Genomic DNA, 12,454 nt, shown 5'->3' on the forward strand with positions numbered 1-12,454 from the left:
TATTGTGTTTATTGAAGAAAAACAGTTATGGAATAAGTTTGTAATAGGTGTTGAAGAAGAAATCAAGTTAAAAGATTTTTTGTTAAATGAGTTGGAGTTTTCAACAAGGTCAATATCTAAAATGAAAAGAGAAAAAAGAATATTTGTAAATGGTGAATTTAGAAAACCATCTTGTATGGTGAGTAGCGGTGATATTATAGAAATTCCTATTGAGGAAGAGACAAGTGATTTTGTATCTGAAGACTTAGGTGTAGGAGTATTGTATGAAGACTTTGATATATTGATTATGGATAAGCCAGCTCATATGGTTGTTCATCCTACCAAGAGCCATTACAGAGGAACACTTGCAAATCATGTAATAAATTATATCGAAAAATCAAATGAAAAATACAAGGTTAGATTTGTGAATAGACTGGATATGAATACATCTGGTATTGTTGTGTTGGCCAAAAATGCATATGCACACCATAGGCTATCAAAGGATATGAGTGATGATCTGATGAATAAGGAATATATTGCAGTAGTTGATGGAGTAGTCGAAGATGATTTTGCAACTATAGATGAGCCACTTATGATATCTGAAGAGAACTCGATTCTTAGATGTGTAGACCCTAGAGGACAAAGATCGGTAACTCACTATCAGGTATTGGAAAGAATGGATAATTCTACTGTTGTAAAATTGAGATTGGAAACAGGAAGAACACATCAAATAAGAGTTCATCTAGCCCATATAGGCCATGGTATCATAGGTGATGAACTATATGGAAGAGTTGATGATAGTTTGATAGCTAGACAGGCTCTACACGCTTGTAAGATAGGTCTAAATCAACCTAGAATAAAAAGTAGGATTGAAATTGAAAGTAAATTACCAGAAGATATGAAAGAATTAATAGAGAAATTGGGAGGAAAAAGTATTGATTATTAATAAAGTAATAATTCATGTATTGGATAAAAATTCTGATTTTCCAGTATTAAATGACACAGAAAATGCTATTTCACCTGAGATAGATGCTTTTTATCAAAAAATCATTAGAAGAGTGTTGAGAGATGATGATTTAAGAAAAGCAAAATTTAATGATTATAATGAAAATGAAATAAGAGTTTGTTGTGATCATATATTGTACGATGAAAACTCATTCGTCGTGAGTTCTCAAGGTATTGCAGGCTTTTTATTTGAAGCTATGAAAATAAATGCAGAGCTAGATTCTTGTGATTTGGCTGTGGTACTTTATACGAATAAGGATCAAAAGGGTGTAGCTATTATAAAGCTTGACTACAAAAAGCTATACACTCATGAGATAGGTTATGATGATGAAAATGAAAAGGTATCAATTCAAATGATAGCTAATGATATAGCAATTCAATCATCACAAAAGATTGTGCATGCTGCTTTGGTAGGCGTGAGTGGTGTAAATGATGAATGGCATTTAAATGTTTTGGATAAAGCTGCTGAAAAAAGTGAAACTGACTCTAGCTTCGTCACAGAGTTTTTAAAGGTAGAAAAAGTAAGAGACGAAAAATTCCTTACAAAATCATTTAAAAATGTTACTGACAACTGGATTACCAACGCATATGGAAATAATGTAAAAGATGCTGAGGATGTTAGAAGCATGATGAACTATGTTCTTAAAGAAGATAACAGCGTGGATATAGATAAATTTGTAGATGAGTGTATAGTTGATGATGAAAGAAAAGAGAGCTATAAAGAATTATTGGAAGACAAAGAGATTACTGGAGAGTTTCCAATAGATAAGACTTGGGTTGAGAAAAAATTGAAAAGAAGACGTATACAAACAAACACTGGTTTTGACGTAAAAGGATTATTGGAAGATTTTGAAGATCCTATGAAATATTCTATAAGACAAAATAGTGATGGAAGCGTAGATATTACTATTAAGAATGTAGAATTTTATGAAGAAAAGTAACTTTAAATTATATATCTTATAGCATAAAATATTTTGTGTTATATAAAGAAATATTTTGAATTTAAAAAGGGACATAGATTATGTCCCTTTTTGCGATTTTAGTTGTTTTCTTCAATGTAATTAATGATATCAGCAATAGTTCTGATCTGTTCTACATCATCTTCTTCAACTGTAATGTCAAACTCGTCTTCGATGTCCATTATTATTTCAACAGCATCAAGAGAATCGGCATTTAAATCTTCCATTAAATCAGTGTCCAAAGTGATAAAGCTATCATCATCTATATTTAGCTTATCAACGATGATTTCTTTGATTTTTTCAAACATTTAGATTACCTCCCCGATAAATTTATTTAGTCTAGGCAACTAATTACTTAAGCCCACCTATTATAAAAATATTGGCGGTGGGTAGTTGACATATTTAAGTAAATAACACTTTATAACAGTATCTTAATATATTACTGGCTTTTTTTCAACAAAAAATACTCAAAAAAACTATATTTATTTTTAGGAATAGTATATAATGAAAATAAGAGGAAAATAGATACAGCTAAATTTAATTAATATTAATTGGAAATACAACGATCTGGAAAGTGTTGTACAAGGATAAGATATTATATATAATTAACTATATTAGTTTTACAAACTACAAAAAGGAGGCAAAGATTATAAAATGGTAACTAAGAAACCAACCACAATTAAAGATGTTGCGAAAAAAGCTGGCGTTTCAATATCTACAGTATCGAGAGTAATAAATGACTCTAAACCTGTTACAAATGAAGTAAAACAGCGTGTTCTAGACGTTATTAAAGAAACAGGATATGTACCAAACCCATTAGCAAGAAGCTTGGTAACTAAAAAGAGTCAGTTAATCGGTGTCATTGTGCCAGAAGTAACAGATACATTTTCAGCAGAGGTATTAAATGGTATAGAAGAAATATCTAAGATGTATAACTATGATATACTTCTTGCTAACACATACTCAGAAAGAGAATTGGAAATAAAAAATATAAATTTATTAAGAGCAAAGCAGGTAGAAGGAATAGTAATGATTTGCTGGGATATTGACCAAGAAATAGTAAATGTACTAGAAAACAGTGGGATACCAGCAGTTTATATTAGTAAGACAACTAGAGACTTTGACATATACAATGTTTCTACTCAAAATGCACCTGCTACTAGGGATATGACACAATTTTTAATAGATAAAGGACATGAAAGAATATCACTACTTAGAACGAATTATCATATATCTAACCTTGCAGATGCAAGATTACAGGGATATAAAGAAGCTCTTAGCGAAAATAATATAGAATATGATGAGAAGCTTGTTAAGTCATGTGGTGCTACATACAATGATGGCTATGCTACGGCAAAAGAGTTGTTAAATGAAGGGTCAAAGCCTGATGCAATATTTGCTACTAGTGATGAGGCTGCTATAGGAGCAATAAATGCATGCTTTGATATGGGGTATAAGGTTCCAGAAGATATATCTGTTGCAGGATTTAATGATGTTAAGTTTGCCAAGATATATAGACCAAAATTAACTACTGTTTACCAACCATTATTTGATATGGGAGCAGTTGCGATAAGAATGATTATAAAGGTTATTCAAGGTCAGGATATTGGAGAAAGGAAAGTGGAGCTTCCATACAGAATAGTTGACAGAGAAAGTGTTCTTGATAGAAATGAATAAAAATATACTTATAAATTATATAAAAGAACCTTTATATAAAAATTAAGTTTATTAAAGATAAACTTAAAAAAAGAAATAAAATTAAGTTTATTTATAGTTGATGATATGAATTTCAAAATAAAAAAACATTATTAGGAAAATAAAATACAAAAAAACTTTAAAAAAATTGTGTTTTGGTATATAATGTATATATAGCTAGAACATACGACATGGTTATATGTAAGTTCAACCTACATTTGTAATACGGGAGACAACGTTCATATGCGAGTAAGAAAAGCCTGAATATTGCATTTGGGAATTCGGAAAATATATGGCGGGTCACCCACCTGGGTGATTCTCGGGTGTGAATTTAATTAGCCTACGGTGTTTTGGGAGTAAAGGTGTTGCCATATGGCAGCACTTTTATTTTTGTGTAATATTTGGCTAATCATGTTATAGTATATGTAATAGATTAATAAAGGGGGATATTTATGGAATTTGATGATTATAAGGTGAGGTTTTCTGGTAAGGAGTGTAAATATATACAAGTATATAATAATATAAAATCAATGATACTAGAAGGCAAGCTAAATTCAAATGATAAATTACCACCGATAAGAAAATTAGCAAGTTTTTTGGATGTAAATAATGTAACAGTAGTAAAGGCATACGAGCTGTTAGAATCAGATGGATATGTGAATAAAAGGGTGGGAAGTGGAACTTTTATATCTAGCAAAAGTAATGGATATTCTAAAAGAGATATCGATGAAGATGATCAGTTTTATAGGCTTGATAGTGGAAATCCATCACCAGAGATATTTCCTATAACTGATTTTAAAAAGGCAATAAATATGGCTCTTGAAGAAGATGATGCGAGCATATTTAATTATGATGAAGGAAATGGCATAACAGAGCTGAAAGAAGTAATGGTAAGATATTTGAAAAATTTTGACATCAATACGACATCAGATAACTTGATGGTGATATCTGGTGCACAACAAGGAATAGATATAGTGGCAAAAACACTAATAAACTATTCTGACATTGTTTTTATTGAAGAACCAACATACGCAGGAGCTATAGATGTGCTAAAAAGCAGAGGTTCAAAATTAGTTCCCATACCGATGCTAGAAGATGGAATAGATATCGGTGTGTTAAAGATGAAATTGGATAAAATAAGACCGAAAATGATCTATGTGATGCCAAATTTTCAAAACCCAACAGGTATAACATATTCAGAGAGCAAGAAAAAGAAATTAATAGAACTGGCAGAGGAGTATGAGTTTTATATTCTAGAGGATGATTTTATAAGTGACTTTAAATTTTTGGCAACAAACAATAAAACATTGAAAAGCTATGATAAATATAATAGAGTAATATACATTAAGAGTTTCTCGAAAATATTGATGCCAGGACTAAGAGTAGGAGTAATGGATATACCTACTGAACTTATGAACAGAGCGATGCTGTCAAAGTACAATTCAGATATATCAACATCGACTTTAATTCAGAAATCATTGTACTATTATATGGACAAATTTGATTGGAAAAAACATATTTCTGTAGTCGAAAAGATATATACTAAAAAATTTATTGAGTGTTATTCATATATTAATAAAAGATTAGGACAGAGGCTCAAGGTGATAAAAACAGATGGAGGAATTAATTTCTTCATTGAATTAAGTAGAGGATATTTTTCTAGGGATTTTGTGGATTTTATGTTAGAGAAAAGAGTGGTTCTCCAACCAGGGTCCATTTATTTTGACAATGAAATAGATGATAGATTTTTTAGAATAAATATAGCGAGAGAATCAGTAGAAAGAATAAAGGATGCTGTGGATATCATAGCTGACAATCTAGATGATTTCTATAGGAAATTTAATAAAATCCCAATAAAAAGTAATTCGGATTTACAGTAGAGTATAAATATTGATTTTGATAAATGTGATATTAAAAATATATAAAAATAAGCATATAAAGAAAAAATAAAATATATATAGCAAAAAACAAAAAGCTGTAGTATAATGTAGTTCGGAAGACGGAGTTTAGGAGGTAAAACTATGGATATGATAAATGAATTCGATAAAGATAAATTGGCAAGAATTAATGAGTTGGCGAAATTTGCCAAGGAAAGAAAGCTTACATCAAGTGAAGAAAAAGAAAGAGGTATTCTAAGAAAAGAATTCTTAGAAAATTTTAGATCAGGATTTAGACAACAGTTAAGCAATATAAAAGTTGTTCACCCTGATGAAGTAATAGAGGAAGAAGAAATAACAGTAGAGATTGAAGAGACTGTAGAAGTTTAGGAAGAATTAAATTATAGTAAGATTTAAAAAGCCACATGGTGTATGAAACAGTATTTTAAATACTATTTATGCATAATGTGGCTTGATTTTATTTGTTTATACTTGTTTTAAAGTGTGATTAGAAAGTCTATATACTAATTATTATTAAAAAAATAAAATTATTGTTTAAAATATAATTAAATTTCTAACTGTAAAACTTTATTTTAATCTATAAAGATGAATCTCCATCAATACTTATTTCATAGAACTCTTCAAAGAACTCCAGAAACTTTTTCTCCGTCGGAGTGAACACCTTTTTTTTCGAGAATAGAAAATAGAAGTTTCTATCAAACTTATATCCCTTTATTCTATATCCCTTTAGTTCGTTCCTATCAATCATATCTTGTACAGATATTTGAGATACAAATGAGCAGCCAAGTCCTTCTCTTACCATTTGAATGATGGCATCATTTGATTCTACATTAGCCCTAACCTTGAGACTTGAAAAAGTCACTGGGCTTGCATTTAAAGTCTTTACTATAACGTTTCTAGTTCCAGAACCTTCTTTTCTCATAATAAAAGTGAGTTTTTTTAGGTCTTCTATGGCAATATATCTATCTTCATCAACATCGAGTTCACACTCATTTGGGCATATAAGTATCAACTCATCATTGATAAAATCAGAATACTCAATATGAGGATGCTTAAGCTTTGAACCTACAATACCAAAAGTAACTCTTTCGCTCAAAATTTCAGGTATAACTAAGTTTGAATTACAATGATTAATTGTAAATGTTATATTCGGGTACCTATCACAGAAGTTACTTAAAAACTTTGGGAATATATATGTTTCAGGGATAGAACTACAGACAATATTTAGACTTCCCTCAATTTTTCCTGAATATTCCTTGATGTCATAGACTGCTTTTTTACAATCATTTAAGATAACAATTGCGTGGTTGTAAAGAATTTTACCTGAGTCTGTAAGAGTTATTGTTTTATTATTTCTATTTAACAACACTGTTTGCATTTCACTTTCCAAGTTTTGAATGTGTGAACTAACAGTTGGTTGCGTTAGAAAAAGTTCTCTAGCTGCCTTTGAGAAACTCTTATGTTTAGCAACAGCAACGAAAACTTCTAGTTGTTTTATATCCATCAGTATACCTCCATAAAATTATATTATAGTACAATTATACTATATATCCATAGATAAATAAAATTTGTATAATAGATTTTTTCTATATCTATAAATAATACTAAATATTAGACATTTTTGAAAGTCTATTTTTGTAAAATTTATAATTATACAGAACAAAAGCCATAAAGAAAGAACTCTTCCCTTATGGCTTTGGTAATAATGCCGCTAGCCGGGGTCGAACCGGCACGATATTGCTACCGCAGGATTTTGAATCCTGTGCGTCTGCCAATTCCGCCATAGCGGCTCATTTAATTGTGTATTTTATAAAATTAATTTATAAAACAGCGGAAAACACTAAAAAATTAAGTACTTCTAAGTACATGTAATATAATACCATACTTTTTTTAAAAAAACAAGATGAAAATTAAAAAATAATTTAAAAATTCAATGAGTATTATTTGTGGTATAATCAAGTTGATAGATTTAAGTAATTTTAACATAAAGATACAAGTGAGCATATAAAAAGCAACCTTACATTGAATAAAATGATGAAATTTAAATACTTTTACGGGTTATAATAGACATTTATAGGATCTAATTAAGAATAAAGTCAGTGCTATGGGGTAATATTTTAAATAGCACTAATATATAAGTGAAGACTATTTTACCTGTGTATTGAAAAAATGACAAAAACTATAGAAATGAGGAAAAATATGAGCGATAAAGAAAATAAAACATTATTATTAATTGATGGGAATTCTATTATAAATAGAGCGTTTTTTGCACTTCCACCTATGGACAATGGTGATGGGCTTCAAACTAATGCTATTTATGGATTTTTGACAATGATGTTTAAGATGATAAAAGATTATAAGCCAACTCATATATCAGTAGCTTTTGATTTAAAGGCACCAACTTTTAGACATAAGGCATATGATGAATACAAGGCGGGCAGAAAAAAGATGCCATCAGAACTTGCAATGCAGATGCAGCCTTTGAAGAATGTTTTGGATAAGATGAATATAGATAGAAAAGAAATAGAAGGATATGAAGCTGACGATATACTAGGGACACTATCTTTAGATGCACAAAAGAGTGGATATAAGGTATATGTTGTAACTGGTGACAAGGATGCTATTCAGCTTGCATCTGATGATACAACTGTATTGATTACTAAAAAAGGAATAGCGGATGTAGAAGAGTATAATACAGAAGGAGTAATAGAGCGCTATGGACTTACTCCTGATCAATTTATAGATCTTAAGGGTCTAATGGGAGATAAATCAGACAATATACCTGGAATACCTGGAATTGGAGAAAAAACAGGTATAAAACTTTTGACAAAATATGGAAGTGTAGAAGGTGTTTTGGATAATATAGACCAGCTAAAGGGAGCTCAGAAGAAAAAGGTTGAAGAAAATCAGCAAGAAGCTATAATGAGTAAAGAACTAGCAACAATAGTGAGAGATATTCCTTTAGATTATAATCTTGATAGTATGAAGTTTGGGGATTTTGAACTTTCAGATATAATAAAAGAATTTCAAGAATTAAAGTTTAATAGTCTTATATCTAGAGTGAGTGAACTATCAAGTGAAGACATAAAAGAGGAAAATACTGAGGTTAAGAAGCTTGAAAATCTTGATGAATTTATAAAAAGTGTAAAAGATAATAATAGATTATGTATAAAGACTTTTTCGAGATCGGGTAATATATTGGAAAAAAATATATATAAAATGTATCTATCAGTAGATGCAAAAACAATTTATTATCTAGATGGAGATAATATTTTAGGCTTAAAAGATATATTGGAAGATGCTGATATAGATAAGATAGGTTATGAGCTAAAGCAAGACTATCTAGCCCTTAGACCATACGGAATCGAATTAAATACTATGGCCTTTGATATATCTATTGCTGAGTATATTATAGATTCAAAATCTTCAACGTCATATAACTTTGATATAATAGCAAATAAATATCTATATAAGAAAGTCACTTCAAAAGAAGAACTTTTAGGTAAGGGCGCAAAAGCTATTGATTATCCAGAGGTGGAAGTAGAGAAGCTAAATCAGTATGCAGCAGGAATGATGAGTACTGTGGTAAATGTTGTAGACAAGATGAAGGATATAATCAAAGAAGATGACATGGAGATGCTTTTCTATGATGTAGAGATGCCTTTGGTGGAAGTCCTTGGAGATATGGAATATGCTGGGATATATACAGATACAGACATAGTTGATAGTTTGGGTAAAGAATTTGACGAAATTATACAAACTACTGAAAAGAAGGTATTTGAGTATTCTGGGGAAGAATTTAATGTTAACTCACCTAAACAATTGGGAGTGATTTTATTTGAAAAATTAGAACTTCCAGTAATTAAAAAAACAAAGACAGGATATTCTACAAATGCAGAGGTCCTAGAAAAGCTAAGAGATAAACATCCTATAATTGACTTAATAACAGAATATAGAACAGTTGTGAAGTTAAAGTCTACCTATATAGACGGAATAAGAACACTAGTAAATCCTATAGATGGAAGAATACACTCTTCATTTAACCAAACAATAGCAACTACGGGAAGAATATCATCAACGGATCCGAATATGCAAAATATACCTGTGAGAACTTCTATGGGTAGACAGATCAGAAAGGTGTTTATATCTGAACCAGGTAAAAAACTAGTAGATGCCGATTATTCTCAGGTAGAATTAAGAGTATTGGCTCACATGAGTGAAGATGAACATATGATAGAGGCATTTGAAAGTGGTGAGGATATACATAGAAAGACTGCTTCACAAGTATTTGGAGTGGATTTTGAAGATGTAACACCAGAGCTTAGAAGTGCTGCCAAGGCTGTAAACTTTGGGATTATTTATGGAAAAAGTGATTTTGGACTAGCAAAAGACTTAGGTATATCACAGAAAAAGGCAAAAGATTATATAGCTAGCTATTTTGCAAAGTATGGAAGAATAAAAGGATTTATGGATCATATAGTTTCTTCTGCAGAAGAAAAAGGATATTCAACGACTATGTTTAATAGAAGAAGATATATACCAGAAATTAAATCCAGTAACTTTATAGACAAAAATAGAGGCAAGAGAGCTGCTATGAATGCTCCTATACAGGGAAGTGCTGCCGATATTATAAAGATAGCTATGGTAAATGTCTATAATAGATTAAAAGAAGAAGAACTAGAATCCAAACTGATTCTTCAGGTACATGATGAGTTGATAGTTGAAGCCAGTGAAGCTGAGATAGATAGAGTAAGTGAATTATTAAGATCAGAAATGGAAAATGCAGTCAACTTGAAGGTTAATTTAGATGTCGATTTGAATGTAGGTCGATCTTGGTATGAAACAAAATAAATAATTGATAAATAATAGAAAAATCACTAAAAATTGTGAGGAAAATTTGATATAATAATAGATGTATTCTATAATTAGTGTAGCCATTTTTAAAAAGCTTTGTGTTAAAAGTTGTTTGATTAGATGATTAAAACATTCTTACTCTGCTTTCAAAGATGGCTTTGCTATTGGAATAAAATAAAAAGTAAGGTAGGCGGGGATAAAAGAGTGTTGAAGATAGGTTTGACAGGTAATATAGCTTGTGGAAAGAGTAGCGTTTCTAGAGAACTGGAAAAACGTGGCATTCATATAATAGATGCAGATTTGATATCTAGAGAGATATATAAAAATGATGACGTTATGATGGAGATGAGAGAGTTCTTTTCTGAGGCAATAGTTGACGGAGAAATAAATAGAAAGAAATTAGGTCAACTAGTTTTCTCTAATGAAGACAAACTAAAAAGATTAAATCAAATAACTCATAAAAAAATTAAATGTATAATAGAAGATAGATTATCTGAATATGAAGAAAGAAATGAAGTGGCTGTAGTCGACGCAGCGTTACTTTACGAGGCAGGCTTTGAGGATATAGTGGATAAGGTCATTGTAGTCTACTGTAATGGCGAAGAGCAACTAAAAAGGATAATGTTGAGAGACAATATATCTGAAGATGAGGCTATGAAAAGAATTAACAGTCAAATGAGTCAGGAAAAAAAGATGAAACTTGCAGATTATATAATAGATAATTCTTACACTAGGGAAGATTTAAAGGATAATGTTATAAAACTTATGCTTAAAATTAGAGCATGGATGATAGAAGGCGGAGGAATATAGCTTGAAAAAAATACGCAATAAGGTCACTCTGATTTCAATTTTATTATTGATTGTTGTGTTGTGCGTAAACTATGAAAGTATCGAGAGAAGGTTTTATCCTGTGAAATATTCAAATTATGTAGAGTATTACTCAGAAAAATATGATGTGGATAAATACCTTGTGTACAGCGTAATCAAAACGGAAAGTAAATTTAATCCAGATGCTGTATCTAGAAAAGGTGCCTCAGGCTTGATGCAAATAACAGATGTGACAGCTTCTTGGGCCGCAAAAGAACTAAAAATCAAAGAAGAGGTAGATATACATGATCCAAAAACAAATATTATGATAGGTACATGGTATTTAAGTAGACTTGAAAAAGAGTTTGATGGAGATTTGCATTTGGTTATAAGTGCTTATAATGGTGGTTCAGGGAATGTTAGAAAATGGTTGAAATCATCTAAATACAGTAATGACGGAAAGTCTTTGAAAAGTATTCCTTTTAAAGAAACATCTCAGTATACTGAAAAAGTTCTTAGAAATTATAGAAAGTATAAAGAGTTGTACGATAGATAGACTATATATGCTTAATTTTGGGGTATACATTACAATAGAATATAAATGTAGAAAAAACATTTAAAAACTGTATGTAAGCCTTTTAAATACATAATAATAGATAATATATTAGCTTTAATAAATATAACTATATTTTTATAATAAAAGGATGAATAAAGTTTTACAATGTGTTAAACTAATGGTAGTGGTTATCAATAACTATTGATGTAAAGTCTAGTTAATACTGATTTTAAAATTCTATTTTAATTAAAGGAGATGTTGTAATGAAAAAGAGACTAGTAATAGAAGGAATGCACTGTGCAAATTGCGTTAAGGGATTAAATGCTGTACTTACAGAAGATATTGATGGTGTTGAAGTAATAGATATTAATCTGGATGGAGGATACGCAGACATAAACGTAGACAATAATATAGAAGATAAAGTTCTTAAGGATGCTGTCGAAGAGTTAGGCTTTGAATTAAAGGAAGTAAAAACGATATAGAGTTAGTAAAATAGTATAATAGATGGAGATAATTTTATGATAGAATTATAAAAGTCGTAAAAATTATTATAAAACTATTGATTGATTGCTATAAAAAATAGTATAATAGTAAAAGTTACACGGTTGTTACATAAAAAGTAACAACCGTGTTTTTATTAGATAAGCAAAAATTCATGATAAGTAAAAGAATGGATAAGAAAAAAAATTAAGAAAGTAAAC

Annotated in this window: 11 protein-coding genes, 1 tRNA gene and 1 other RNA gene; 10 read left to right on the forward strand and 3 right to left on the reverse strand. The window is 30.1% G+C overall.

The genetic code is table 11. From position 1 onward, the window contains the following. Positions 1–4: 4 nt before the first annotated feature. Positions 5–925, forward strand: a complete 921-nt coding sequence (locus tag RR561_RS04435) for an RluA family pseudouridine synthase (RefSeq protein WP_332506298.1) — start codon at positions 5–7, stop codon at positions 923–925. Continuing rightward, the gene (locus RR561_RS04440) at positions 915–1,925 is read left to right on the forward strand and encodes a nucleoid-associated protein (RefSeq protein ID WP_332506300.1); all 1,011 of its coding nucleotides are present in this window, start codon (positions 915–917) and stop codon (positions 1,923–1,925) included. The genes RR561_RS04435 and RR561_RS04440 overlap by 11 nt, the downstream gene beginning before the upstream one ends. A gap of 98 nt (positions 1,926–2,023) precedes the next feature. On the opposite strand, the gene acpP is transcribed toward RR561_RS04440, so the two are convergent. Next, positions 2,024–2,251: an acyl carrier protein gene (acpP, locus tag RR561_RS04445; protein WP_332506302.1), complete on the reverse strand. Its 228-nt coding sequence runs from the start codon at positions 2,249–2,251 to the stop codon at positions 2,024–2,026. A gap of 346 nt (positions 2,252–2,597) precedes the next feature. Here acpP and RR561_RS04450 point away from each other — a divergent pair, with 346 nt between their 5' ends. The 4 genes from RR561_RS04450 to RR561_RS04465 all read left to right on the forward strand — a co-directional run bounded on the left by RR561_RS04450 (position 2,598) and on the right by RR561_RS04465 (position 5,905). Beyond that, positions 2,598–3,620 (forward strand): LacI family DNA-binding transcriptional regulator, encoded by a 1,023-nt coding sequence (locus RR561_RS04450; RefSeq protein ID WP_332506303.1) that lies wholly within the window; start codon positions 2,598–2,600, stop codon positions 3,618–3,620. Between the two features lie 189 nt (positions 3,621–3,809). Next, a non-coding RNA gene (ssrS, locus tag RR561_RS04455) (6S RNA) lies at positions 3,810–3,999 on the forward strand. A gap of 91 nt (positions 4,000–4,090) precedes the next feature. Next, positions 4,091–5,518, forward strand: a complete 1,428-nt coding sequence (gene pdxR / locus RR561_RS04460) for a MocR-like pyridoxine biosynthesis transcription factor PdxR (RefSeq protein ID WP_332506305.1) — start codon at positions 4,091–4,093, stop codon at positions 5,516–5,518. Positions 5,519–5,659: 141 nt separating this feature from the next. Continuing rightward, positions 5,660–5,905: a DUF896 domain-containing protein gene (locus tag RR561_RS04465; RefSeq protein ID WP_332506307.1), complete on the forward strand. Its 246-nt coding sequence runs from the start codon at positions 5,660–5,662 to the stop codon at positions 5,903–5,905. A gap of 208 nt (positions 5,906–6,113) precedes the next feature. Here the strand turns inward: RR561_RS04465 and RR561_RS04470 are convergent, their stop codons facing one another. Together RR561_RS04470 and RR561_RS04475 are read right to left on the reverse strand one after the other, a co-directional pair. Next, positions 6,114–7,040: a selenium metabolism-associated LysR family transcriptional regulator gene (locus RR561_RS04470; RefSeq protein WP_332506308.1), complete on the reverse strand. Its 927-nt coding sequence runs from the start codon at positions 7,038–7,040 to the stop codon at positions 6,114–6,116. A gap of 202 nt (positions 7,041–7,242) precedes the next feature. Continuing rightward, positions 7,243–7,326, reverse strand: a tRNA-Leu gene (locus RR561_RS04475). A 379-nt stretch (positions 7,327–7,705) separates the two neighbouring features. On the opposite strand from RR561_RS04475, the gene polA reads away from it, so the two are divergent. The 4 genes from polA (at position 7,706) to RR561_RS04495 (ending at position 12,235) form a co-directional block, all read left to right on the forward strand. Beyond that, the gene (gene polA, locus RR561_RS04480) at positions 7,706–10,387 is read left to right on the forward strand and encodes a DNA polymerase I (RefSeq protein ID WP_442952299.1); all 2,682 of its coding nucleotides are present in this window, start codon (positions 7,706–7,708) and stop codon (positions 10,385–10,387) included. Between the two features lie 207 nt (positions 10,388–10,594). Further along, complete coding sequence (gene coaE, locus RR561_RS04485; RefSeq protein ID WP_332506312.1) at positions 10,595–11,200, forward strand: dephospho-CoA kinase; 606 nt, start codon at positions 10,595–10,597, stop codon at positions 11,198–11,200. Position 11,201: 1 nt separating this feature from the next. Then, positions 11,202–11,753: a lytic transglycosylase domain-containing protein gene (locus tag RR561_RS04490; protein ID WP_332506314.1), complete on the forward strand. Its 552-nt coding sequence runs from the start codon at positions 11,202–11,204 to the stop codon at positions 11,751–11,753. A gap of 263 nt (positions 11,754–12,016) precedes the next feature. Then, complete coding sequence (locus RR561_RS04495) at positions 12,017–12,235, forward strand: heavy-metal-associated domain-containing protein (RefSeq protein WP_332506315.1); 219 nt, start codon at positions 12,017–12,019, stop codon at positions 12,233–12,235. Positions 12,236–12,454 lie beyond the last annotated feature (219 nt).

Origin of the sequence: Peptostreptococcus sp. (assembly GCF_036639115.1) — a bacterium.
In the GTDB taxonomy this organism is placed as follows: Bacteria; Bacillota; Clostridia; order Peptostreptococcales; family Peptostreptococcaceae; genus Peptostreptococcus.

What these genes read in the sequence shown, in the direction of transcription:
- acpP (WP_332506302.1), bottom strand. Translation starts at nt 2,251, where the DNA reads ATGTTTGAAAAAATCAAAGAAATCATCGTTGATAAGCTAAATATAGAT.
- RR561_RS04450 (WP_332506303.1), top strand. Translation starts at nt 2,598, where the DNA reads ATGGTAACTAAGAAACCAACCACAATTAAAGATGTTGCGAAAAAAGCT.
- pdxR (WP_332506305.1), top strand. Translation starts at nt 4,091, where the DNA reads ATGGAATTTGATGATTATAAGGTGAGGTTTTCTGGTAAGGAGTGTAAA.
- RR561_RS04465 (WP_332506307.1), top strand. Translation starts at nt 5,660, where the DNA reads ATGGATATGATAAATGAATTCGATAAAGATAAATTGGCAAGAATTAAT.
- RR561_RS04470 (WP_332506308.1), bottom strand. Translation starts at nt 7,040, where the DNA reads ATGGATATAAAACAACTAGAAGTTTTCGTTGCTGTTGCTAAACATAAG.
- polA (WP_442952299.1), top strand. Translation starts at nt 7,706, where the DNA reads ATGACAAAAACTATAGAAATGAGGAAAAATATGAGCGATAAAGAAAAT.
- RR561_RS04495 (WP_332506315.1), top strand. Translation starts at nt 12,017, where the DNA reads ATGAAAAAGAGACTAGTAATAGAAGGAATGCACTGTGCAAATTGCGTT.